Source organism: Plantactinospora sp. ZYX-F-223 (assembly GCF_039649625.1).
In the GTDB taxonomy this organism is placed as follows: domain Bacteria; phylum Actinomycetota; class Actinomycetes; order Mycobacteriales; family Micromonosporaceae; genus Plantactinospora.
In genome coordinates, this window is sequence record NZ_JBDJAV010000004.1 from 18,570 (window position 1) to 43,458 (window position 24,889).

The window sequence follows — 24,889 nt, forward strand, 5'->3', positions numbered from 1 at the left end:
TTCCAGGTCGCGCCGGTCGGCTCCGCAGACGGGTGGCACATCTACCGAGGACGGCAGCCCTTGGCTGGGCCTGGGCCAGAGCTGCCGTCTCCGGCACCCGTCTCGGCGTGGTAGCCCGCACCAGACCCGGAGCTCATTCGCCGGCCTGGTCCAGGCGTTGACCCAGGTGCCGGACGGTGTGATCGGGTGGTCTGGTCCACGCTCTCGCCAGCGCCACCCGGCCGGCCCTCCGGCTCCCCGCAATCGGGTGGACCTCCCTACCTTGGCTTCCGCCCGGCGGACCGAGTGCCGCCGGTGCTACGGTAGATCGCGAATGATCTGAACCTGGATGATCAGACAAACATGGGAGACGAGACATGGTGGGTGACGACGACATCTCCGGGTGAGACCGGACATGTGATCGGCCACCGGCCCGCGCCTATGAGCGCCGTTGCCGTGGTCGTGCCGTCGTTGCTTCGAGACCATGTCCCCTGTCGGGCGGCTGGGGTCCGCCTGCCCTCACATCCGAGGTTGTTTCCCGATGTCCGATTCTTTCATCGTCTGCTCGAACCTGACCTTCTCCTGGCCGGATGACACCCCGGTCTTCCAGAACCTTTCCTTCACGATCGGTGGGGGCCGTACCGGGCTGGTCGCGCCGAACGGTTCCGGTAAGAGCACTCTGCTCAAGCTGATCGCCGGCGAGTACCGGCCCACCGCCGGGTCCGTCTCCGTCCAGGGGGTGCTCGGCTACCTCCCGCAGAGCCTGCCACTGGTCGGCGACCTGACCGTGGCCGAGGTTCTGGAGATCGCTCCGCTGCTCGGGGCACTACATGCCATCGAGTCCGGAGACGCCAGCGAGGAGCACTTCACCACGATCGGCAACGACTGGGACATCGAGGAGCGGACCCGCGCCCAGTTGGACCGGCTGGGCCTCGGCGACCTCGCCTTCGACCGGCGCCTGGACACCCTCAGCGGCGGCCAGGTCGTCTCCCTCGGCCTGGCGGCGCAGCTGTTGAAGCGGCCTGACGTGCTACTGCTGGACGAGCCGACCAACAATCTCGACCTCGAGGCCCGGCACAAGCTCTACGACGTGCTGGAGCAGTGGAACGGCTGCCTGCTACTGGTCAGCCACGACCGGGCACTGCTTGACCGGATGGACCGCATCGCCGAACTCGACCGCGGCGAGCTGCGGTTCTACGGCGGGAACTTCACCGAGTACGAGGTGGCCGTGCGCGCCGCGCAGGAGGTGGCGGAGAAGAACGTCCGCAACGCCGAGCAGGAGCTCAAGCGGGAGAAGCGGGAACTGCAGGAGGCCCGCGAGCGGGCGGCACGCCGGGCCAGCAACGCCTCCCGCAACCTCAAGAACGCCGGCCTGCCGAAGATCTTCGCCGGTACCATGAAGCGGGACGCTCAGGAGTCCGCGGGCAAGGCGAACGAGATGCACTCCTCGCGGGTCAACGAGGCCAAAGCCCGGCTCGACGAGGCAGGGCGCGCGCTGCGCAACGAGCAGAAGATTTCGCTGGTGCTGCCCGGCACCAACGTACCGGCCGGACGCACACTCCTCACCGGTGAACGGATGCAGGTCCGGTACGGCGAGCGGTCCCTGTTCGCCGCCGACGGCGTCGACCTGGCGATCCGGGGGCCGGAGCGGATCGCCCTGCTCGGCCCCAACGGCGCCGGCAAGTCCACCCTGCTGCGCCTGATCAACGGCGACCTGGAGCCCGAGGGTGGCCAGATCAAGCGGGCCGACGGCCGCATCGCGTACCTGTCCCAGCGGCTGGACCTGTTGGACCCGGACCGTACGGTGGCGGAGAACCTGGCCGCGTTCGCGCCGCAGACCCCGGAGGCGCAGCGGATGAACCTGCTCGCCCGCTTCCTGTTCCGCGGCCCCCGCGCCCACCTGCCGGTCGGGGTGCTCTCCGGCGGCGAACGGCTGCGCGCCACCCTGGCCTGCGTCCTGGGCGCCGAGCCGGCGCCGCAACTACTTCTGCTCGACGAGCCGACCAACAACCTCGACCTGGTCAGCGTCGGTCAGTTGGAGAGCGCGCTCGACGCCTACGAGGGAGCGCTGCTGGTGGTCAGCCACGACGAGCGGTTCCTCGCGGAGATCAACGTCAACCGTTGGCTGCGGCTCGCCGAGGGACGCCTGCTGGAGACCGGCCCCCCGGACGTCGACTGACTCACCCCGGGCCGCCCCGGTTCGCGGACCGTCCCGCCCGCAGCCGCACCGGCGCCGGTGATCCCCTGACCCTCCCTCACGCCCGAACGGCGGCACTGGCCGGCGGGGCGAAGACGATTCCGATGATGGTGTGTGTCGCATGTCCAACTTTGCCCTGCTCGCCCACGATCTGGTCCGCACGCTCGGTACCCGCCGGGTGCTCGACGGCGTCTCCCTCACCGCCGCGCCCGGCCAGCGGATCGGGCTGATCGGCGAGAACGGCACCGGCAAGTCCACTCTGCTGCGGCTGCTCGCCGGGGCGGACGAGCCCGACGCCGGTACCGTCGTCCGCCCACCGGAACTGGGTTTCCTGCGCCAGGAGATGCCCTTCGACCCGGCCTCCACGATCGCCGCCGTGCTCGACGACGCGCTGCGCGAGGCCCGTGAGGATCTCGCCGAGCTGGACCGGCTCAGCGGCGCGCTGGCCGACACCCCGCAGGACGCGCCGGAGTACGCCGACCTGCTCGCCGCGTACGGCGATCGGCTCGACCGCGCGCAGACCAGCGACGCCTGGGACGCCGACCGGCGCACCGAGATGATGCTGGCCGGTCTCGGCCTCGGGGCGCTGCCACGCGAGCGGACGCTCGCGTCCCTGTCCGGCGGGCAACGCGGGCGGGTCGCGTTGGCCGCGCTCCTGGTACGGCGGCCCACGGCGCTACTGCTCGACGAGCCCACCAACCACCTCGACGACGACGCCGCGGCCTTCGTCGAGGAGCAACTGCGTGGCCTGCCCGGGGTCGTGGTGGTGGCGAGCCACGACCGGGCGTTCCTCGACGCGGTCTGCACGGATCTGATCGACCTCGATCCGGCCCTGGACGGCCCGACCCGCTACGGCGGCAACTACACCGACTACCAGGCCGCCAAGCGGGCGGAGCGAGAGCGCTGGCAGCGCCGCTTCACCGAGGAACAGGCGGAACTCGCCGAACTGCGCCGCTCCGTCGAGGTCACCGCGCACGAGGTCGCACCGGGGCGCGCCCGGCGCGACAACGAGAAGATGGGCTACGGACACACGGCCGGGCGGGTACAGAACCAGATCTCGCGGCGGGTGCGCACCGCCGCCCGCCGCCTCGACGAGCTGAAACGTGAGCAGGTCGACCAGCCGCCGGACCCGCTCCGGTTCCGGGTCACCACGCTGGCCAGCACCGCCACAGATGGGATCCTGGTGTCCTTGCGGGACATTCGCGTACCCGGCCGGCTCGCGCTCGACCGGCTGGACGTCTCGGCCACCGACCGGCTACTGATCACCGGGCCCAACGGGGCGGGGAAGTCGACACTGCTCGCGGTGCTGGCCGGCCGGCTGGAGGCCACCGGTGAGCTACGCCGGCGGCATGAGCCGCGGGTCGGCCTGCTCGCCCAGGACACCGTCTTCGACCGGCCGGGCCGCACCGCGCGGGAGACCTACGAGCTGGCGCTCGGTGCCGAGCGCGCCGAGTCCGTACCCCTGCTCTCGCTCGGGCTGCTCGGCTCCGCGGACCTGGACCGGCCGGTCGGCCAGCTCTCGGTCGGCCAGCGGCGCCGGCTCGCCCTGGCGCTGCTGGTGGCCGACCCGCCCCAGCTGCTGCTGCTCGACGAGCCGACCAACCACCTCTCGCCGCGGCTCTGCGACGAGCTGGAGGAGGCTCTGGCCACCGGACCCGGTGCGATAGTGGTCGCCAGCCACGACCGCTGGCTGCGTTCCCGCTGGCCGGGGCGCGAGCTGCGGCTGTCACCTCAGCGCGGCTGACCGGTGGGCGACAGGTGACCGCCAAGCCCCTCGGCGTGTCCCGCGACGGCAGGTTGGCGCAGGTGGCTGGGCGGTGTAGGAGGGCGTCCTGTGGGAGGCCCTGCCCGATGCGCGCACAGGGGAGCTAGGTACAGGCCCGAGCCCGGCATCAGCCGGGCGCCGTCTTCGTGGCCCTGCGCACCCCGAGTAGGGCAACCAGAGCGAGGAGGATGACCGCGACGGAGTACTCGTCGGCGGTCCGGGGCAGGCCGCCGGCGTAGACCACGAGGAAGCCGGCGATGACGGTGGGTAGGCCGAAGCCGACGTAGCAGACGACGTACAGCAGGGAGAGCACGCCGGCGCGTTCGTGCACCTCGACCAGCGGCGTGACGGTCTTGAGACTGCCCTGGAAACCGCCGCCGAAGCCGATGCCCCCGAGCGCGAGGCCGGCGAAGAAGCCGGGGATGGAGGAGGCCATGACGGACACCAGCGTGACGATCATGCCCAGGATGAGAGCGGCGATCCCGATGAGGATCACGGTCCGCGCGGCGGTGTTCCGCATCAGCAGGACGGCGACCGACCCGAAGAGGGCGAAGACGAAGAGGACCAGGCCGGCGACCACGATCGAGGTGTCCATGAGGGCGCGTACCAGCGCCGGGCCGAGCGCCCCGTAGAAGCCGGCCAGCGCCCAGACGGCGAAGAGCACCGGAACGACGACCAGTACCGGCCCGCGCACGGCACGGGGCAGCTTGATCTCCGGACGCAGGCTCCGTCGCGCTCCCGCCGTCGGCGTGACCGTCTCCGGCATCAGGGCGAGCGCGGCGGCCTGGACCAGCAGGATGACGAGCAGGACGATGTACACCAGTCGCGTCGGTGCGGGCAGGAACCGGATGAGCAGTGCCGAGAGTAGGGCACCGCTGCCGGTTCCGATACCGGGGGCGATGGAGTTCGCGAGCGTGCCGCGGGCACGGTTGATGTCGAGCATGGCGGCGCCTACGGCGCCGGTGGCGGCGCCGGCCGCGAGCCCCTGCACGAGGCGGGCGGCCAGGAGCGTGGGTACGCCGTTGGCGAAGACGAAGATGAGCAGAGCGACCATCTGTACCGCGATCGCGACGGCCAGGACCGGACGCCGGCCGACATGGTCGGACAACCTGCCGAACGTGAGCAGCGACGCCAGTACCGCGACCGCGTAGACGGCGAACACTACAGTGGTGGTGATCGGCGAGAAGTGCCAGCGCTCCTGGTAGGTCCCGTACAGCGGGGTCGGGGCCGCCGACGCGGCCAGGAACGACACGAGAATCGACGCGAGCAGCACCAGGGAGACGGTCGGTGAGAGTCGCGTCCGCCCGGCGATACTCATGTCGGCTCCTCGGCTGCGCTGGAAGAGGACGCCCTACTCGCTGTAGAGCTGTAGCGGAGTACCCGGTCTCCTCCGTCGCACCCAACGTGGTCGGCACGGGCGACCGGCCGCATCATCCGCCCGGCGATCGGCGCTGCCCGGCCCCGGTCCCTGCTGCTTCTACCGCCGTCCGTTTGCCACCCTGATGAGCTGTTCGGCTTAACCCGCAGCATCACGATGAAAAGGGCTCAACGCACCCCCGCGCTGCGTACTCTGCGAGATAGCAGCGGAAGGAAGATTGCCAGACGTGGTCAGGGGGTCTTCGCCGGCCAGAGACTGGCTTGTGCGCTGTGGTGACGATGCCACAGGTATGGGATATCGAGATCGCCGCCCATAGGCCGCTGTACAGTTCGCGAGCCTGGAGGAGTTCCGTGGGAACGCTCGACGGGAAGGTGGTGCTCGTCACGGGCACCGGTGGGGGCATGGGCCGCACCGCGGCGCTGGTCTTTGCACGGGAGGGCGCAAGGGTCGTCGGTTGCGACATCCAGGCTGCTGGCAACGACGAGACGGTCGAACTCGTACGTCGCGGCGGTGGTGAGATGACGGGCATCGCGCCGGTCGATCTCACCGAACCGGAGCAGACGCGGCAGTTCGTCGAGAACGCCGCGGCAGCCTACGGCGGACTCGACGTGGTCTACAACAACGCGGCGTCGTTACGCTTCGGTCCGATGCCCGACTTCTCGGTCGAAGACTGGCGGGCGACGATAACCGGCGAACTCGACATTCCCTTCTTCGTGTCGAAGTTCGCGTGGCCGCACCTGGTCCGGCGGGGTGGTGGCGTCATCATCAACGTCGCGTCAATGGCTGGAATGATCGCTGGCGAGGTCCCGCCGATGGTCGGGCACTGTGCGGCGAACGCCGGCATCATCGGCATGACCCGGCAGCTCGCGCTCGAAGGCGCACCCCATGGCATCCGTGTGCTGGCCATCAGTCCTGGACCCGTCCTGACTCCGGCCAGTGACCGCGACCTCGGCAGCAACCAGGCAGCGCGGGACGCGATAACCAGCAAGACGCTCCTCAAGCGTTTTGCCCAACCCGAGGAGGTCGTCGAACTGGCGGCCTTCCTTGCAACCGATCGGGCGTCGTACCTGACCGGTTCCAACTTTCCGGTCGAGGGCGGCGCGACCGCCTGGTAGCTTGCGGCGGCTTTCCCCGACACCGGCGAGGCCAGGCCGCCCCTCTCTGCGGTCCGTCGCCGAACGCCGGGCTCGCGGGCCCGCCCTTCGCGTCGGCCGGCACCCGCGCCGCCGTCGGACCGGCTGAGCTGTGGACTACCTGGTGTCGCGGGAACCCCTATGCCTCCCCGAGGCTCCCAGCTCGGGCGTGGGCGACGGCTTTGCCGCGCTCCGATTGCCAGAAACGGTCGAGCATGGCTCGGACCTTTTCGGCGTCCACGTCGGCGCCGAAGAGTTCGGTGCCCGGTCCGAACCGCATCCCTTCGGCCAGCGGGCCCGCGACGACCGGATCGAAGCCGAGCGCGTCAACGAGGGTGGCGACGGCGGCAACATCATCGGGATCGTCGCCGGCGATCGCGATGGCCTTGCGGCCGGCCGCCCCGCCGGGGCGAGCCTCGTCCTCGAGGTCGTGGTAGCCGAGGTGGTTGAACGCCTTGACGACGCGGGAACCGGGAAGGAACGCCTGGATGATCTCGCTCGACGAGGTGCGTGGGTCGGTGAGGTCGTCGCGGATTCCGTCAACTTCCCACCAGTAGTTCATCGCGTCGATGACGAGCTTGCCGCGCAGCGCCTCGGCGGGGATGGTGCGGTACTTGCCGAGCGGGAGGGCGAGGATGACGAGATCGGCGTTGGTGGCGGCGTCAACGGCGGTGGTGGCGACCGCCCCCGGGGTGAGCACTTCGACGGTGAGGGCGATCCTCGCCGGGTCGCCGGAGCCGGCGATGAGTACCCGGTAGCCGGCGGCCAGGGCGAGCCGAGCGAGCACGGTGCCCACCTTGCCGGCGCCGAGGATGCCGAGGGTTCGCGGTTCGGTCCGGGCGCTGTCGTCCATGTCTTCCTTCCGGGTGTCGGTGTGGCGGCGGCCCCGCCGGTCAGCCAGCGAGGATGTCACGGACCAGGGGGATAACCTTGGCGCCGTAGAGTTCCACCGCGCGCATCCGGGCGCTGGCCGGTTGTGATCCCGCCGTGTAGATGAGGTCGAACCGGCCGACGCCGAGGCTGCTGATCGCGCGGGCCATGCGGCGGGCGACGGTCTCCGGCGAGCCGATGTAGAGGGAGCCGCGTTCGACCTCGGCGTCGAACTCCTCCCGGCGGATCGGCGGCCAGCCGCGTAGCGCACCGATCCGGTCCCGGATGACCCGGTAGCGGGGCCAGAACACCTCGATCGCTTCCTCGTCCGTGTCGGCGATGAAGCCCGGCGAGTGCATCCCGACCGGGTGCGCGGGCGTGCCGAACTGCGCTGCCGCCCGCCGGTACAGGTCGATGTAGGGGGCGAAGCGTTCGGGCGTACCGCCGATGACGGCGAGCATGAGCGGCAGGCCGTAGCGCGCGGTGCGTACGACCGACTGTGGCGAGCCACCGACGCCCACCCACGTGGTCAGGCGCCCCGATTCGGTCTTCGGGAATACGTCGGCGCGCTCGAGCGGGGCGCGGGTGGTGCCGCTCCAGGTCACCGGCTTCTCGTCGAGCAGCTTCACGAACAGCTCGATCTTCTCCTCGAACAGCACGTCGTAGTCGGCCAGGTCGTAACCGAACAGCGGGAAGGACTCGGTGAACGAGCCGCGTCCGAGGATGACCTCGGCGCGGCCGTGGGAGAGCGCGTCCACCGTGGCGAAGCGTTGGAACACCCGGACCGGGTCGTCCGAGCTGAGCACGGTCACGCCGGAGGCGAGCCGGATCCGTGAGGTACGGGTGGCGATGCCGGCGAGCACGGTCTCCGGTGTCGAGACCGCGTACTCCGGTCGGTGGTGTTCGCCGAGGGCGATGACGTCGACGCCGAGTTCGTCCGCCAGCACCGCCTCGTCGACGACCTGTCGGATGGCGGCGGCGTAGGAGACGGGCTTACCGGAGTCGTCCTCCGGCACGTCCCCGAAGGTGTCGAGGCCGAACACGAGATCAGACATGGGCGGGCTCCTTGGCGAGCAGTTCCTTGACCCGGGGGGCGACTTCGCGGCCGAGCAGCTCGATCGTCCGGGCGCGGGCCTCGCGGGGCAGGTGCATGATGTCGTACTTCAGGTCGAAGCGGCTCAGTCGCAGGTCGCGGGCCACGGTGGCGATCTTCTGCGCGACCGTCTCGGGCGACCCGACGAACAGCGCCCCGCGGTCGAGTTCAGCCGCATAGCGTGCACGGTCCGGTTTGTAGAACCCGCGTTCCCGGGCGAGTTGGGTCACGACCGGGTGCCAGTATCGCCACCAGGTCTCCACCGCCTCCTCGTCGGTGTCGGCGACGAGGCCGAGCGAGTGCTGTCCGACCGGCTGCACCGGATGCCCGAACTGTTCGAGCGCCTGGAGATAGAGGTTGACGTGGCCGGCGAAGCGCTGCGGGCGCCCCCCGATGATCGCGAGCATGAGCGGGAGTCCGTGGCGGGCGGCGCGGACCACCGAGTTCGGGCTGCCGCCCACGCCGATCCAGGTCGGGATGCCGCCCGCCCGCATCCGCGGGTGCAGCCGCTGCGCCACAAGAGGGCTGCGTACGGTGCCCGACCAGGTGACCTGTTCTTCCCGCTGAAGGCGTACGAAGAGATCGAGCTTCTCCTCGAACAGCCGCTCGTAGTCCGCCAGGTCGTAGCCGAACAGCGGGAACGACTCGGTCGCCGAGGCGCGTCCGAGGACGACCTGTGCACGGCCGTTGGACACCGCGTCCAGCGTCGAGAACTCGTGATAGAGCCGGACGGGATCGTTCGTGCTGAGTACCGTGACCGAGGTGCCGAGCCGGATCCGCTCGGTCGCCGTCGCGATCGCCGCGAGCAGCACGGGCGTCGCCGAGTCGTTGTGGCCCTCCCGGTAGTGCTCACCGACGCTGAACACGTCGAGCTCGACCGACTCGGCGAGCCGGGCCTCCGCCACGAGCAACCGTACGGTCTCGGCGTCACTCAGGATGCGATCGCCGTCGGTAGCCACCTCCCCGAACGAATCGAGTCCCAGCTCGAAAGCTTGGGCTGTCATGGCTGCCTCCTGCTCCGGTCCCGGCGTGCTCCCTGCGCCGCCAGAGACGCCCAGTTAATTGACACGTCAATCATGGTAACGTGTAATTGACATGTCAACCAGGAGGTGTGATGACGGAAACCACACCCCGGCGGCGCGGACGCCAGTTGCCCACCGCCGAGGAGCTGCGGATCTGGCGCGACTTCATCGAAACAGCGGAAAGGTTGAGATCCGAACTAGCGTCACGCCTGCAGAGCGAGTCCTCGCTGTCGCCGGGCGACTACGCCGTACTGCTCGCCCTCAGCGAGGCGCCAGAGTCGCGGATGCGCTCCTCGGAACTCGCCGCACACATCGGCTGGGAGCGCAGCCGCCTCTCCCATCACCTCGGCCGGATGGAGCGGCGCGGACTCATCCGCCGCGAGGAGTGCGCCACGGACAACCGGGGGGCGGAGATCCTGCTCGCCCCCACCGGCGCTGAGGCGTTCGCGCGGTCCACCGTTCCGCACCTGCGCGCCGTCCGCGAACTCTTCGTGGACGCGCTCACGCCGGAGCGACTCGTCACAGCGGGCGAGATCGCCGCGGCACTTCGTGCGCGCCTCGACGGTTACGGCAAGGAGTGAGGGCCGGGGATTCACATCCGTTCACCAGCCTCCGGGGCGGAGAGCCCTTCGCGGTCCGGGATCTGTTCGGTCAGGTGGGAGCGGGTGCGACGCCGGTGCGGCGTACGGTGCCGGTGCATGTTGATCGCAACCAGCCGCGACGGCGGCCGTGAACCGCGCGGTGGCGGCACGGAACGGATCGAGGGCGATCCGGCCTGCTGAGCATTGACCTGATCTCGCAGAAGTACCTCGGCGAACCCTACTCGCCCCGCGGCGTACGAAATTTCTCCAAGAAATCTCGGCGGTGCGTGTCGGATCGAGGCTGTGGCGTTCGTAGCTGGGGTGAGAGGCGGCCCGAGGGGCGGCGGCCCCCGAGAAGGGAACCACGATCGTGAAGCTCACTACCACCACGATGATCACCGTCGACGGCGTGATGCAGGGACTCGGCGGGCCGGACGAGGACCGCCGGGGCGGGTTCGAGCGGGGCGGATGGCAGGCGCCGGTATGGGACAACGAGGCCGGGACGTTCCTGAACCAGGTCTACCAGCGCGCCGACGCGTTCCTGTTCGGCCGGCGGACCTACGAAATCTTCGCCGGCTCCTGGGGCACCTGGGCAGACCCGGGCGACAACCCCATCTGGACGGCGTTGAACACCCGGCCGAAGTACGTCGCATCGACCACACTCACCGATCCGCGGTGGGCGGACACGACCGTCCTCTCCGGTGACCTCGCGGTCGCCGTCGGCGAGCTGAGAGCCCGGCCGGGAGGTGAGCTTCAGGTGCACGGCAGCGGCGCCCTGATCCGCTGGCTGCTCGACAACCAGCTTGTCGACGAGATCACCCTGCTCGTCAGCCCCGTGATCGTCGGCCAGGGCACACGGCTGTTCCCCGACGCCGGCCCGGACGCAGCGCTCGACCTGGTGCAATCGCGGTCCACCCCGAAGGGGACAACGATCCAGGTCTACCGGCCCACCGGCCGCCCGCGGTATGCGACGGCCACTGCCTGACCTGGACAGGTGACCCAGGTACCGCACCCTCCCCGTCCTACTGAGCACCGCACCGGGGGCAGTGCCCAAACATGTTGATGTGGTCAGCAACCCGACGTGTGGCCAGGCTGTCTCAGCACACCCGATCAACCGTTACTCAAGGAGAGCACCGTGACCGCCACGTACACCTTCGACGTCTTCTCCAGCCTCGACGGCTACGGCGCCGCCAGCGGCGACTGGCGCGGCCCACCCTGCATGTCTGACCCGACAAAGCCGGGCGGAATCCGCGAAAACTACTCCTTTGGTACGGGAGTGCTACCGCCCCGCGACGAACTTCTGGCCCGGCTGGAACGCTGGCTGCACGCCACCACCAACGCCATCCCGGACCCGGCGCAGCGGCACCTCGGGCAGCAATACCCGGTACGGCATTTGCTCAGACGACTCCGCCGGCGCGTCGCCGAATACCCAGGCCAACCCGAATCAGTGCGGCGCGATGCGGGACCGGACCCGCGCCGCCGACGGCGAGACGGTCCTCGCCGCGGGCGAGGAGTCCGGAGATGGTGACTAGCATCTGGCGAACAAGCAACCCGGCCAGGAGGAGCCCTTCGTGATGCACTCGGCGACGTTCCTGCTGGAGTGCCTGCTCCGGGCCGGGATGCGCGATGTCGTCACAGTGCAGCCGGCGACGGGTGGGGTCGCGGCGCTCGCGGGCGTAGCCACCCGCCGGGACGCGCCTTCGGTCTTCGTCAAGGCCTTCGCCGACACGCCTGCCGACGACGTCTTCGTCGCGGAGGCCGAAGGGCTGGCCGCGCTACGCGAGCTCGGCGGCGTGGCGACCCCCGAGGTGATCCTGGCGGACCGAGAACTGCTTGTGTTGTCGGTGCTGCGGCCGAGGCCGCGCAGTGAGACCTTCTGGGAGCAGTTCGCGCACGCGCTCGCTCGCCTGCACCTGAGCACGACCCATCCTCGCTTCGGATGGCACCGCGACAACTGGCTGGGCCGCCGCCGGCAGATCAACACTTGGGATGACGACGGTTTTGCGTTCTTCGCACAGCATCGGCTGCTTCGGTGGCTCGGGCAGCCCCGCGTCGAGGCGGCACTCGACCCCGCAGACCGGGCGGCGCTGGAGCGGCTGTGTCACCGGCTGCCCGACCTGCTGCCGGACCGGCCGGCATGCCTGACGCACGGCGACCTGTGGGCACAGAACGTCCTGGCCACCCCGGACGGGCAGCCCGCGCTGATCGACCCGGCGGTGTCCTACCTGTGGGCCGAGGTCGACCTCGCCCATGTGTGGTCCACCTCGCCCCCGCCCGAGGCGCAACGGTTCTTCGAGGTCTATGCGGAGCTGACCTCCCTCGACCGGGACTGGCGGTCCCGCATGCCAATTGTCCAGCTGCGACAACACCTCGCCGTGCTGGCCCAGTTCGACGACGACTGGGGCGCGGCCGACCAGATCCGTGCCACCCTTGCCCCGTTCCGGACGCGCACCTGACCAGAGGCCCGACCGTCGATCGCGGAAGGCCATGACGCCTTCGGGGCCGCGGACGTAGCAGAGCCTTTCCACCACTGCGCGGGCCCTAGGTTGACCGGACAGTACCACCGGGCGGCCCGACACGAGCCGCAAACCCAGGTCAGGACCGTCGAACGAGGGTCGGCACGACACGAAGAACACATATAGACGTACTTCTATGGATGAAGTCGCGTCAGTTGCCGGATGTCCGCTGCCGGCCGGCCGGGAACGCTACGGATATGGCGATGGACGTCAACCGCAACGCCCCGGTGATCGTCGAACTGGAGCCCTTCACCCACGCCGCGCTCAGCACGGTGCGGGACCCGCACACCACCGTCGACCGTCGGTCGGACCGGAACCCGTACATCGAGCGGGCGAACCTGCGCGGAGCGACCTTCGACTGGCTCGCCGCGGGTTTGGAGATCACGTCCACGATCGGTGAGCTCGTGCCACAGCGGCGCATCGCCCGGGACCGCCGGACGCACGGTATCGACGGCCTGCACCTGCACCTGGGTACGTTCACGCCGCGGCCGGCGGGCGTCCTTGACCGGACCGAGGAGTCCTGGGCTGGCGAGCCCGTACGGGCCGACCCGTCCAACCTGCGCACCGCGCCCGAGTCCCCGCTGCGGGACTGGCTGAGCGCGCTGAGGAAGACCGCCGAGACCACCAGCCTGCCCCAAGGAGGATCCGCATGACCTCCTCGGGTCGGCAGGGATCCGCGTCCTCGCTCCTGCTGTTCTCGGGCTTCGGGGCGTCCGGTCCCGGCCTGGTCCGTCAGCTACAGAACCTCTATCGGCGCCCCGGTGACCGGCAGCTCCTTGAGGTCGCCGCGGAGGCCGTCGACCGGGCGGTCCACCGCTTCGGCGCGGACGGCGCCCGGCACCTGACGCCGGACGGGATCCCGCTACGCGGTTGGTTTCGTGGTCAGGCGCCGATCACCCCGGCGGCGCTGCGGTCCTCGGTGGTCGAAGGGCTGCTCACCCACCTCATGCACCTGTGCCTGCTCCGGCCGGATGCCCGGGCAGCCTGGTCCGGCCCGGTGATCGGCCTCGGCCATAGCCTCGGCCTGATCTCCGCGGTGATCGCAACGCTGCGGCCCGACGGCGGCCAGCAGCAGTTCCTCCGGGACGCTCACGAGTCGATGGCGATGACGACGCTGACCCTGCTGCGCTGCCAGCAGGCGGCCGGTGACCCGCACGGCGAACCGGGACTCGTGCGCCGGTACGCCCAGCTCAGCGGCGCCAAGGGGCGTCCCGGGCCGATGGTCGCCGTGTCCGGGCTGGCGGTGGACCGGCTCCGCGACCTGCTGGCCGAGCACCTGGCGGAAGGCGGGCGCCCAGTCGAACTGGGCCTGGTGAACGGCCCCTGCGACGCCGTCCTCTGCGGCAGCACCAGCGGACTGCTCGAGCTGTGGTTGCGGCACCGGGCGGCATTCGCCGGGGCGGGCGCCGGCTACGCCTTCCTGCGCAGCACGGTCCCGTTCCACAACAGCCGGTTGGCGCCGGTGCTCGACCACCTGAACGCGGACCGGGCCTGGGCCGGCACGTCGATCACCAGCGCCCGGCTCGCCGCGCCGGTGTACGCCACCGATTTTCCGCGGAACCTGCAGCGGGCCGGGGACCTCTACGCCGACTGCCTGTCGCAGGTTATCTGCCGGCCACTGGACTGGTCGGCCACGGTGCGATCGGTGATGGCCGAGCACCGCCCGTCGCGGGCGTTCGACTTCGGCCCGGGAATCGCGGTGCGGATGTTCACCCGCAAATGCCTGGAACCGCAGGGCGACGTCCTGGAGTACATCCCGGTGCGGCCGGCCACCGCGGCTTGAACCGGGCCGCTGGTGACCGACCTGGAAGAGAACATCGAGAAGGGCACACGTATGTACGGACTGGTATTCCCCGGACAGGGCACTCAACGTCCGCGTATGGGCGCCGAGCTGTTCCGGCGCTATCCCGAGATCGTCGCCGCCGCCGAGGACGTCCTGGGCTGGTCGCCGCGCGAGATGTCCGAGCGGGGCGACGTCGCCCAGTTGACCGACACCCGGTACGCCCAGCCGACCATCTTCCTGGTGAACGCGCTTCGGGCGCTCGCCCACGCCGAGGACGACGGCCCCCGCGAGTACGCCGTCTTCGCCGGTCACAGCCTCGGCGAGTTCAACGCGCTGGTGGCCGCCGGAATCCTGGACCTGATGAGCGGGCTGCGCCTGGTACGGGAACGCGCGCTCGCGATGGCGGAGGTCCGCGACGGCGGCATGGTGGCGGTACTCGGGCTGCCGGCCGACGAGGTCGAGCGGGTGATCCGCCGCAGCAACCTGAACCAGGTGTTCCTCGCCAACCGGAACAGCGACCGTCACGTGACCCTCGGCGGGCAGACCGCCCAGCTCGGGCTGGTGTCGCGGCTGCTGCGGTCCGCCGGGGCGAACAACGTGCTACCGCTGCGGGTCAGCGGGCCCTTCCACACCCCGCTGATGGCTCCGGCCCGGGTCCGCTTCGCCCGGGCCCTGCGGGAGGCGTCGTTCGGCCCCGGGCACACCCTGGTCGTCTCGAGCGTCACCGGTGCGGACTTCGACCCCGCGTCCGCGGCCGAGCTGCTGACCCGCCAGCTGGTCAGCCCGGTGGAGTGGGTGGCGGTGGTGCACCGGCTGCGCCGGCTCGGGGTGACCCAGGTGGACGAGTTGGAGGGCAGCACCCTCACCGCGATGATCGGAGCGGTCCGTTGAGGGCGGCCGCAGGCGCGGCGGTGTCCGCCGCGACCGAGGTGGTGGCGACCCCGGTCGGCCCGGTCCGCCAGTTGAGTGCCACCGATCGCCTGGTCAACGCCGACCCCACCATGTACCTGGAGTGCCGGCAACGGCAGGCCCTGTCCTACCTGCGGGCAGTGACGCAAATGGCTGACCTGCTCACCTACGGTGCGCTCGGCAGGACCACCGACTACTACCGGCACTGCGCGATCCAGCAGCAGCCACGCTGGACGATGCGGCAGGACCTGTGCGACATCGAGGACCTCGCGGCCCTGGGCTACGAGGTGCAGTGGATGGGACATGCCGACCTCGACCTGCTGCCGCGGCTACCCGGCCTCGTGGCGGCTGGCCAGCCGGTGACCTTCTACGCGCCAGCCGCGGACGTCGGCTACTGGGCCGACCTGATGCGCCGCCGTGGGCGCCCCGACGGCGGCGGGCGCGGCGCGCACGGCGTGATGGTGTGCGGGGTGTCCGAGGACGGCGAGTGGCTGGTGACCCCGGACACCACCGACGAGGGACCCGAGTTCCGCCCCGAGTACCTCGCCGTTGCCGAGGTGACGGCCGCCGCCACCGCCGACCCGGAGCACTGGTTCGTGGACTGTCTGAGCCTGCGCAGGACCGGGGCACCGCAACCGGAGATGTTCGCCGAGCGTTACCGGCAGAGCATCACCGGGCTGCAGGACGGATTCGAGGCGTACGAGGCCCTGCCCCAGCTGCTGCTCACCGACCGGGCCTGCCGCCCCGACCTGGACCAGCAGGTGGCCAGCGCCGACCTGCTGCGGATGCTCGCCGGTTCCCGGAACCTGTTCTACCGGTTCCTCCGGTACACCTCGCACAGCCCGGAGGTGGTGACCACGTACCGCCGGCTGGCGGCGCTGCTGTCCCAGTTGCTCGGCCGGGCCATGGGGTACCTGGGCGGCCAGGGCCCGGGCGACCTCGGCCCGTGGCGCCGTGAGCTGCAGACCCTCCGGACGGCCGAGGTGACCTGCCTGCGCCAGCTCAAGGCCGAGCTGGCCGCCGGAGCCGTGACGATCACCCTTCCCGGTTGAGCGGCACCGGCCGCCCCACCACCACTGAAGTCGAAGGTGCCGAGCATGGACATCGCAATCATCGGCCAGGCCGTCGAGATCCCGGGAGCCTCCGATCCGCAAGGCTTGTGGGAGCTGGTGGCGGCCGGTCGCAGCCTCACCCGACCGTTTCCGGCCCGGCGCCGGCGCGACGTCGAGGAGTTCGTCCGTCACCGGGACCGGACCGCCCTCGGCCAGCGGCCGGATCTGGCCGGTCCCGAGTACCACCGGGCCAGCTACCTGGACCGGATCGACCTGTTCGACCACGAGTTCTTCGGGATGACCCAGGCCCAGGCGGCGCTCACCGACCCGCACCAGCGGCTCATGCTACGGACGACCTACCGCGCCCTCGAGGACGCCGGCTATGTGGGCGAGCGGGTTCGGGGAAGCCGGACCGGTGTGTACGTCGGCTTCGCCGCCAATCCCGGCGGTGACTACGCCGAGTACTGGTCGACGATCGACTCCTCGGTGAACCAGCTCGGCATCACCGGCAACATCCCGACGATGCTCGCCAACCGGCTGTCGTACCTGCTCGATCTGTGGGGTCCCAGCATGGTGGTGGACAGCGCCTGCTCGGCGTCGCTGGTCGCGGTACACCTGGCCCGGACGGCTCTGCTCGCCGACGACTGCGACATGGCCGTGGTGGCTGGCTCCCGGGTGATGCTGCTGCCGGTCAAGCGCGCTTCCCACCGGATCGGGATCGAGTCGTCCGACGGCACGACCCGGACGTTCGACGACTCCGCCGACGGCACCGGGATGGGCGAGGGGGCCGGTGCCCTGGTGCTCAAGCGCCTGGACCGGGCACTCGCCGACCGCGACCAGGTCCTCGCGGTGATCAAGGGCAGCGCGGTGAACCACGACGGCAATTCCGAGTCGATGACCGGGCCGGACGCGCAGTCGCAGGCCCGGCTGCTGGCCTCGGCCTGGCAGCGGGCCGGGATCGACCCGCGCACCCTGGGCTATCTGGAGGTGCACGGGACGGCGACCCGGATCGGCGACCCGGTGGAGATCGACGGCTTGACCCGGGCGTTCCGCAGGGTGACCGACGAGTGCGGCTTCTGCGCGGTCGGCACGGTCAAGACCACCGTCGGGCACCTCTTCGAGGGGTCCGGAGTCCTCGGGATGATCAAGGCGGTGCAGGGTTTGCGGAACCGGCAGATCGCCCCGCTGTCCTACCTGCGGCAGCCCAACCCCGACATCGACTTCGCCGCCTCCCCGGTGCGGTTGCCGACCGAACTCGAACCGTGGCCGGAGCGCGACGGGGTCCGCCGGTGCGGGGTGAGCGCTTTCGGTCTCGGCGGCACGAACGCGCACGTGGTCCTCGAGGAGTACGTCGATCCGACGGCCGACGCGCCGGTGTCCGAGCCCGACGCCCGGCTCGGATACCTCTGCACGCTCAGCGCCCGGACCGACCGCTCGCTGCGGCTGATCCTGCACGCGCTGCGGGACCGGCTGGCCCGCGGCGACCTCGACCGGCGGCTCGCAGACGTCTGCTACACCGCGAACGTCTCGCGCAGCCACCACGAGCGCCGGGTCGGTCTGGCGGTCCGGGACATCGGCGAACTGCGGGACGGGCTGACCGCGATCCTTGCCGGTGACCCGCCCTCGGCGCGTACCGACGCCGGTGACCCGCGCCCGGAGCCAGCCAGCCGGGACGAGCGCGACCGCCTGCTGGAGAGGCTGCGGGTGGGCTGGCAGCAGGGCGACGACGTCGACCTACTGCAACAGTTCACCGACGGGCATCCGGGCCCGGCTCCGCGGACGGTCAGCCTCGTGCCGTACCTGTTCGACGAGACCCGCGCCTGGGTACCGTTCCCGGACGACTGGGAGTCACGCCTGCTCGGGGACAGCCGGCCGGTCGGGCAATCCGGCGCCTACCAGGTAACCTTCGTCCCGGTCGACGGCGCGGCGAAAGCCACCACCCCGGTGTCGGCGGTCGCACTCGTCGACCGGGACGCGCCGGACACCGGGCCCCGGCTGACCGCAGCGCTGCCCGGCGTACGGCTGGTCAGCCCGCCGCCGCCGGACCCGGACGCGCCGGACCGATTCTCCGCGACCACCGACCGGCTCCTCGCCGACGAGCCGACCCACCTGGTGTTCGCCCTGGGCTTCGAACCGCGACCGGCCGCCGATCTGGCGGAGTTCGACCGGCGGGTCGAGAAGAACCTGGTCGGGCTCTTCCTGTTGGCCAAGGAGCTGATGCAGCGGGCGGCCCAGCTGACGTTGGTGGTGCTGACCCGCAACGCCCTGGCGGTCGAACCGGGCGTCGGGGCGGTCGCCGAGAACGCCGCCCTGGCCGGACTGGCCAAGACGCTGATCCAGGAGTACCCGACACTGAACGTCCGCCTGGTGGACACCGACGACGCCACCGCCGATGAGGTGCTGGGCCGGGAACTGCTCGCCGACTCCCCCGGCGTCTACGCGCTGCGCGACGGTGTGCCACACGCCGAACTGTTCAGCGAGATCCCCGAGCTGACACCCCGGGCCGATCTCGACACCGAGCCGCTCCGGCCCGGGGGCGCCTACCTGATCAGCGGCGGTACCGGCGGCCTCGGCCTGGCCATCGGGCACCGCTTCGCGCAGCAGGCGCCCGGCGTCCGCCTGTACCTGACCGGCCGGACTGCGCTGCCGCCCCGCGCGGAGTGGGAGCGGCTGGCACACACCCCGGACGGCGGCCCGCTGGCCGACCGGGCGCGCGCCCTGCTGGACCTCGTCGAACTCGGGGCCGACGTCCGGGTGGAGGCCGGCGACGCCGGGGACGAGGAGCACCTCACCGACCTGGTGTCTCGGATCCGGCGCGAGCACGGGCGCCTCGACGGCGTGGTGCACGCGGCGGGCATCCCGGGCGAGAACCTGATCATGTTCCGGACGGTCGAGGACTTCCGGCGAGTACTCCGGCCGAAGATGCGCGGCGGCTACCTGCTGGATGCCCTGACCCGGCACGATCCACCGGACTTCGTCGTGCACATGGCCTCGGCCGCGGCGGTGTTCCCGTCGCTGGGCCAGGCCGACTACGCGGCGGCGAACTACTACCTGGACACGGTGGCCGTGGCGGCGTCCACGGTCGGCGACGCCTGCGGAGCCGACCCCAGCCAGAGGTCCACGGTCGGCGACGCCCGCGGAGCCGACCCCAGCCAGAGGTCCACAGTCGGCGACGCCTGCGGAGCCGACCCCAGCCAGAGGTCCACCACCGCCCGCCGGGTGCTGGCGATCGACTGGGTGGCCTGGCGGGACACCGGCATGGCGGTGACCACGGGCGCGAACGAGGACGGCGTGTTCCGGGCCCTGCGTACCGAGGAAGGGCTGGACCTGCTGATGGCCGGGCTGCGCTCGGATCACCGGCGCTTCCTGGCCGGCCGGATCGACTACACCAGCGAGCTGGTCGCGATGCTGCCGGCGCAGCGGATGGCGCTGTCGGACGAGATCGCCGAGCGGGTTGACGCGGCGGCGGTCGCCGCGGCGGACCGGCTGGAGCAGCTGGCCGAACGGAACCGGGCCGCGATCCAGGCGGTCGCCGTCGATCTGGTGGGCCGGCCCGACGGGGAGTACTCCGCCGTGGAGCTGACCGTGGCCAGGTGTCTCGCGCACGCGACCGGCGCCCGTACCGTGCCGATCGACGCGGACCTGCGGACGCTGGGTGTCGACTCCCTCGGCGTGCTGGCCGTGACGAGCAACCTGAGCAGCGCCCTGGGGCTGAGCATCGACCCGGTCGACCTGCTCGGAGCCGCCTCGGTGCAGGCCATCGCCGAGACGATCGAGTCCGGCTACGGAACCGAGTGGGCGGACAGCTACGAATGAACGTTTCTCCACCTGGACCGCGCGGTGCCGGTGCACCGACTTCCATCGGCGGTCACGAGGGACCGCAAGGGGAGATGGAAAAAGGTTCACTGGTGCCCGGAGCGGTACGGCTGCGGCCCGGCCCCGGCACGTCCGCCGTGCCCATGGCCGGCCTGGCAGTGCGGCGCCCGGAACTGGTGGTCGCCGCCGGGTTGTTCGGGCTGCTGATGGCGACCGCCGGACGGTACGGCTGGTTCATCGACGAGCTGTACTTCATCCGGGCCGGCGCGGAACCGGCCTGGGGGTATCCGGACCAGCCGGTCTTCAACCCGGTCGCGGTGCACGCCCTCTTCGCGCTCGGCGACGGGCGGCTGGAGGTGGTCCGGGCGGTGGCGGCGCTGGCCAGTTGCGCGGCCGTCGTCGTCGCCGGATCCCTGGCCGGCCTGCTCGGCGGCGGCCCGGTCGCTCGGCTGCTCGCGGCGGGGCTGTGGGCCGCCTCGGGCACCGCGCTGACGACCGGGCACCTCTTCGTCACCGGGACGTTCGACGTGCTGGCCACCGCCGTGCTGTGCTGGTGCCTGGTCCGGGCCGGCACCTCCGCCGACCCGCGCTGGATGGTCCCGGCGGGGCTGGCCCTGGGGCTGGGGCTGACCAACAAGGTGCTCGTCGGCGTCGCCGCCGGCTGCCTCGCCGTCGCCGTGCTGCTGGTCGGTCCCCGCTGGCTGCTGCGCTCGTGGTGGACCGCGCTCGGGGCGGTGCCGGCCGTGCTGGCCGCCGCGCCGTACGTCTACTGGCAGGCGACGCATGGCTGGCCGCAGGCCGAGGTGGCCGACTCGATCGCGGCGCTGGCGGAGAGCCGACCACTGGGCCAGTTGTGGGGCCAGGCAACCATGCTGGCGGCCCCGGCCCTGCCGCTGTTTCTCGGTGGACTGTGGTACGTCTTCCGCGCCGAGCGGCTGCGCCCGGCGCGCGCACTCGGCCTGGGTTACCTGCTGATGCTGGTCCTGGTGATGGCCATGCGCGGCCGGGGCTACTACACCTGCGGCATGGGCCCGGCGCTGGCCGCGCTGGGTGGTCTGGCCGGGGAACGGTGGCTGGCTCGCGGCCGCCGGGCCACCGCCGCGATCCGGCCCGGCTCCGGCACCACGGCGGCCGGCGGGGGCGGCCGGCGACCGCTCCCGTGGCGGCCGGCGGCGCTGGCCACCATGCTGGCGGTGGCGTTCGTCGTCGACGTGCTGTGCTGCCTGCCGGTGATCCCGGTCCGGCACCTGCAGGCGAGCGGGGTGGGTCGGCTGAACCCGATGATCGTCGAGGAGGTCGGCTGGCCCGAGCTGGCGCGTACCGTCTCGCGGGTCTGGCGGCAGATCCCGCCGTCCGACCGGGACCAGGCGGTGGTCTTCACGACCAACTACTCCAACGCCGGGGCCCTGGACGTGTACGGAGCCGCGCTGGGGCTGCCGCGCGCCTTCAGCGGGCACACCGGCTACGCCCAGTGGGGACCGCCCGCCGGCACCGGGCCGGTCGTACTGGTGGGGTTCGAGAGTCCGGCCGTGGTCTCCGCGGCCTTCCGGGACTGCCGCCAGGCAGCGGTGGTCGACAACGGCGTCGGGCTGTCGAACAACGCGCAGGGCCAGCCGGTGCTGCTCTGCGCCGGCACCACCCGGCCCTGGCCGGAGTTGTGGCCGGCGCTGATCCACTACGACCTCGGGTACGGGCGGACGCTACCGGGCGTCCGGGGCCGGTGACCGCCGAGCGGGCCGGGCCGGCGCCGCACCGGCCCGGGACGGCCACCGACGAACGGGACCCGGCCGACCGCACCGACCTGACCCGCGGCCCGGTACTGCGCCGGACGGTGTCCTACGCGCTGCCGGTCGCCGGGTCGAGCCTGCTGCAGCAGTCGTACCTGCTGGTGGACGGCGCGGTCGTGGGGCACTTCCTGGGCAGCCCGGGCCTGGCTGCGGTGGGCGCCGCCCAGGGGCTGGTGTACCTGTTGTCGACCGGGTCGTACGGGCTCGCCGGGGCCTTCTCGATCCGGATCGGACAGCTCACGGGCGCCGGGCAGGATCCCCGTGCCGCCCAGCGCGCCTTGGCCACCGGCACGGTGCTCTGGTCGCTGGTCGGCGTCGGCCTCACGCTGGCGCTCGCCGGACCGGCCTTCGCCGCCATGGGCGTCGGCGCACAGGTGGCGCAGGACGCCCGGCTGTTCCTCACGACGTACTCTGCCGGGCTGCTCCCCGTCTTCGGGCTCACCGCGATCGCCGCGGTCTACGGCGGCCGCGGTGACTCCCGCGCCTCGATGCTGCTGCTCGGCCTGGGCAACCTGCTCAACGCCGGGCTGGTGTGGTGGTTCGTCGGGCCGCTGGAGCTGGGACTGGCCGGGGCGGCCTGCGCGACGGTCGGCGCGAGCGCGCTCGCCGCCGGTGTGGGCCTGTCCGGGCTGGCCCGGCAGCACGGCGGCAGGTCCGGGAGAGCGCCGACGGCGTCGGCCGTGCGCCGCGAGTTGCGTACCGGGATCCGGATCGGCCTGCCGATCACGGCGCAGCACCTGGTGATCGGGCTCGGCGCCACCGTGCTGCTCGGGATCGTCGCGGGCCTGGGGACGGCGGTCCTCGCCGGGATCACCGTCATCGTCCGGTTGGAACTGTTCGCCTCGTTGGTCTTCCTTGCCCTGGCGTCCGCGCTGTCGGTGACGGTCGCCCAGAACACCGGGGCCGGTCACCCCGACCGGATCCGGACGGCGGTCGGCGGGTGCGTATGGCTGACCGTCGCGTTGAGTGTGCCGGTGTCGGTCGGCCTGGTCACCTCCCGTGACCTGGTCGCCGGACTGTTCGTGTCCGATCCCGTGGTGACCGGGGTGATCGGACGCTACATCGCCATCACGTACCCGTTCTTCGTCTGTTACGCGCTGATGGTCGTCATCCACGGCTACGTCACCGGCCTCGGCCGTACGACGATCCCGCTGGTCTGCACCCTGCTCTCCTTCGCGGCCGTCCGTCTGCCGCTGTCGGCACTGCTCGGCGACCGGTTCGGCGTGGACGGGCTGATCTGGGCGGTCGTCGTCGGCTGGGTTGTCGGCCTGGGCTACACGGTGCTCGCGGTGACCGGCGGGCGCCGGGTCGGCGTCACCCCGGCGAGGTGGCCATGACCAGTACCCGGCGCACCGCTCACCTCCGGGCCGCACTGCCGCTGGCGGCCTGCCTGTCCGTCGTGGCCGTCCTCTACGGGACCAACCTCGGTGGCTACCCGGAGTTCGGCAACGACGACGAGGGCACCTACTACGCCCAGGCCTGGGCCGTGGTCACCGAGGGGCGGCTCGCGCACTACACCTACTGGTACGACCATCCGCCGCTGGGCTGGATCCAGTTGGCCGCGTTGCTGCGCCCGGCGCAGTGGCTGTCCGGCGGTCAGCCGGCCCTGGTCGGCGGGCGAGCCGTGCTGGCGATGGTCATGGTGGTCTCCGCCGCCCTGCTCTACCGCGTCGCCCGCAACCTCGGCATGCCCCGGAGCGGGGCGTCGGCGATCATCGGGATCTGGTGCCTGTCGCCGCTGGTGCTCTGCTACGGCCGGCAGATCCTGCTCGACAACATCGCGCTGATGTGGCTGCTGGCCTCGCTCGCGACGGCGACCGGCTCGCCGCGCTGGCGCCGCCCGGTGCTGTCCGGGGTGTGTTTCGGCGTCGCGATCCTCAGCAAGGAGACCGCCGCCCTGGCTGGGCTGGGCATCCTGGTCGCGCTGCTCACGTCGGGCGAGGGCCGGCCCCGCTCGTCCGGCGCCGGCCGCTGGCTCGCTGCGGCCGGTCTGGTCGTGGGCGGCTGGGTGGTGTGCGTCGCGATCGCCAACGACATCTTGCCGTTGCTCGGGGCGATCGAGTGGCAACTGCACGGTCGCGGCGGCTCCGGGTCCCTCCTCGATCCCGGCTCCACGGCCCGTCGGATCGTCGCGTCGTGGTGGTCGCTCGACCCGTACCTGCTCTCGCTCGGGGTGGCCGCCGCCCCGCTGGGCCTCGCCCGGCGGGCCACCCGCGGTGTCGCGTTGATCCCGGTCGTGCTCGCCCTGGCCGGGTCGCGGCCCGGCGGCTACCTGCCGGCCATGCACGTGATCACGATGCTGCCGTTCCTGGCGCTGCTGATCGGGTACGCGGTGTGGCAGGGCTGGTGCGCGGCGACCCGCCTGCCCGGCCGCCGGTCGGCCGGGGCCCGCGTCGCGGTGGCGGTGCTGGCCGCTGCGGCCGTCCTGGCCGCGGCCCCGTCGTGGGTGGCGGGCACCCGGACGGCCCTGACCGTGGACGCGAACGCCCCGTACCGGCAGGCGCTGTCGTTCGTCGCCGCCAGCCTGCCCCGGGACACGGTGGTGCTCACCGACGACGACACCTGGAACGATCTGGTCCGCCTCGGGTGGAGTGGGAATGGGTGGGACGGCGCCGTCTGGCACTACAAACTGGACCGCGATCCCGAGGCTGTCACCGAACTGCCGAACGGGTGGCGCGACGTCGACTACCTCCTGGCCGGCCGGGCGATGGAGTCGCTGCTCGGCACGCCGGCGATCAGTTGGGAGCAGGCGCCCGAGGTGGTGAGCGCCTGGCGGAACAGTTCGGTGGTCGCTTCCTGGGGACCGCCGGACTCGCCGGTCGTACTGCGCCGGGTCGACCCGGCCGGCAGTCTGGGCTGCCGGCTGCGGGACTGCCCGGCGCGGGAGCCCGGCTGGACGACCGGCGAAACCGGGCGGCGGTGACGCCGTCGTCCACATTCCGTTCCTCGCCGAGTGCGTCAGACTCCGGACACGCGTGAGCCCGCACCGTTTCGGCGCGGGCTCGTGC

Annotated in this window: 18 protein-coding genes; 14 read left to right on the forward strand and 4 right to left on the reverse strand. The window is 71.6% G+C overall.

Annotation, left to right across the window (positions count from 1 at the left end):
• Positions 1-520: 520 nt before the first annotated feature.
• Both abc-f and AAH979_RS05240 read left to right on the forward strand, forming a co-directional pair.
• Positions 521-2,158: a ribosomal protection-like ABC-F family protein gene (gene abc-f / locus AAH979_RS05235; protein ID WP_346256872.1), complete on the forward strand. Its 1,638-nt coding sequence runs from the start codon at positions 521-523 to the stop codon at positions 2,156-2,158.
• Between the two features lie 139 nt (positions 2,159-2,297).
• Positions 2,298-3,920 (forward strand): ABC-F family ATP-binding cassette domain-containing protein, encoded by a 1,623-nt coding sequence (locus tag AAH979_RS05240; RefSeq protein ID WP_346256873.1) that lies wholly within the window; start codon positions 2,298-2,300, stop codon positions 3,918-3,920.
• A 148-nt stretch (positions 3,921-4,068) separates the two neighbouring features.
• On the opposite strand, the gene AAH979_RS05245 is transcribed toward AAH979_RS05240, so the two are convergent.
• Positions 4,069-5,259, reverse strand: coding sequence for an MFS transporter (locus tag AAH979_RS05245; RefSeq protein WP_346256874.1), 1,191 nt, complete (start codon positions 5,257-5,259; stop codon positions 4,069-4,071).
• Between the two features lie 410 nt (positions 5,260-5,669).
• Between AAH979_RS05245 and AAH979_RS05250 the strand changes: the two genes are divergently transcribed.
• On the forward strand, positions 5,670-6,434 hold the full coding sequence (locus AAH979_RS05250; RefSeq protein ID WP_346256875.1) for an SDR family NAD(P)-dependent oxidoreductase: 765 nt from the start codon (positions 5,670-5,672) through the stop codon (positions 6,432-6,434).
• A 157-nt stretch (positions 6,435-6,591) separates the two neighbouring features.
• Here the strand turns inward: AAH979_RS05250 and AAH979_RS05255 are convergent, their stop codons facing one another.
• Genes AAH979_RS05255 through AAH979_RS05265 form a run of 3 tightly spaced genes read right to left on the reverse strand, consistent with a single transcriptional unit; the run spans position 6,592 to position 9,419 of the window.
• Positions 6,592-7,305 carry an NAD(P)-binding domain-containing protein gene (locus AAH979_RS05255; protein WP_346256876.1) on the reverse strand — a complete coding sequence of 238 codons (714 nt, stop codon included), beginning with the start codon at positions 7,303-7,305 and terminating at the stop codon, positions 6,592-6,594.
• Positions 7,306-7,345: 40 nt separating this feature from the next.
• Positions 7,346-8,377, reverse strand: coding sequence for an LLM class flavin-dependent oxidoreductase (locus AAH979_RS05260; protein WP_346256877.1), 1,032 nt, complete (start codon positions 8,375-8,377; stop codon positions 7,346-7,348).
• Positions 8,370-9,419 (reverse strand): LLM class flavin-dependent oxidoreductase, encoded by a 1,050-nt coding sequence (locus AAH979_RS05265; protein WP_346256878.1) that lies wholly within the window; start codon positions 9,417-9,419, stop codon positions 8,370-8,372. The genes AAH979_RS05260 and AAH979_RS05265 overlap by 8 nt, the downstream gene beginning before the upstream one ends.
• Before the next feature lie 110 nt (positions 9,420-9,529).
• On the opposite strand from AAH979_RS05265, the gene AAH979_RS05270 reads away from it, so the two are divergent.
• From AAH979_RS05270 to AAH979_RS05320, 11 genes are all read left to right on the forward strand, one after another.
• Positions 9,530-10,018 carry a MarR family transcriptional regulator gene (locus tag AAH979_RS05270; RefSeq protein WP_346256879.1) on the forward strand — a complete coding sequence of 163 codons (489 nt, stop codon included), beginning with the start codon at positions 9,530-9,532 and terminating at the stop codon, positions 10,016-10,018.
• Positions 10,019-10,388: 370 nt separating this feature from the next.
• A complete protein-coding gene (locus tag AAH979_RS05275; RefSeq protein ID WP_346256880.1) occupies positions 10,389-11,003 on the forward strand; it encodes a dihydrofolate reductase family protein in 615 nt (204 codons plus the stop codon).
• Positions 11,004-11,592: 589 nt separating this feature from the next.
• On the forward strand, positions 11,593-12,474 hold the full coding sequence (locus tag AAH979_RS05280) for a fructosamine kinase family protein (RefSeq protein WP_346257093.1): 882 nt from the start codon (positions 11,593-11,595) through the stop codon (positions 12,472-12,474).
• A gap of 263 nt (positions 12,475-12,737) precedes the next feature.
• On the forward strand, positions 12,738-13,187 hold the full coding sequence (locus tag AAH979_RS05285; protein ID WP_346256881.1) for a hypothetical protein: 450 nt from the start codon (positions 12,738-12,740) through the stop codon (positions 13,185-13,187).
• The gene (locus AAH979_RS05290) at positions 13,184-14,317 is read left to right on the forward strand and encodes a hypothetical protein (RefSeq protein ID WP_346256882.1); all 1,134 of its coding nucleotides are present in this window, start codon (positions 13,184-13,186) and stop codon (positions 14,315-14,317) included. The genes AAH979_RS05285 and AAH979_RS05290 overlap by 4 nt, the downstream gene beginning before the upstream one ends.
• 51 nt (positions 14,318-14,368) lie before the next feature.
• The gene (locus tag AAH979_RS05295) at positions 14,369-15,208 is read left to right on the forward strand and encodes an ACP S-malonyltransferase (RefSeq protein ID WP_346257094.1); all 840 of its coding nucleotides are present in this window, start codon (positions 14,369-14,371) and stop codon (positions 15,206-15,208) included.
• 20 nt (positions 15,209-15,228) lie between these two features.
• Positions 15,229-16,278, forward strand: a complete 1,050-nt coding sequence (locus tag AAH979_RS05300) for a hypothetical protein (RefSeq protein ID WP_346256883.1) — start codon at positions 15,229-15,231, stop codon at positions 16,276-16,278.
• A gap of 45 nt (positions 16,279-16,323) precedes the next feature.
• Entirely contained in the window at positions 16,324-20,094 is a 3,771-nt protein-coding gene (locus AAH979_RS05305) for a beta-ketoacyl synthase N-terminal-like domain-containing protein (protein ID WP_346256884.1), read from the forward strand.
• Positions 20,095-20,168: 74 nt separating this feature from the next.
• Entirely contained in the window at positions 20,169-21,818 is a 1,650-nt protein-coding gene (locus tag AAH979_RS05310) for a glycosyltransferase family 39 protein (protein ID WP_346256885.1), read from the forward strand.
• Positions 21,815-23,218 carry an MATE family efflux transporter gene (locus tag AAH979_RS05315; protein ID WP_346256886.1) on the forward strand — a complete coding sequence of 468 codons (1,404 nt, stop codon included), beginning with the start codon at positions 21,815-21,817 and terminating at the stop codon, positions 23,216-23,218. Before AAH979_RS05310 ends, AAH979_RS05315 begins: the two co-directional genes overlap by 4 nt.
• Entirely contained in the window at positions 23,215-24,804 is a 1,590-nt protein-coding gene (locus AAH979_RS05320; RefSeq protein ID WP_346256887.1) for a glycosyltransferase family 39 protein, read from the forward strand. The genes AAH979_RS05315 and AAH979_RS05320 overlap by 4 nt, the downstream gene beginning before the upstream one ends.
• Positions 24,805-24,889 lie beyond the last annotated feature (85 nt).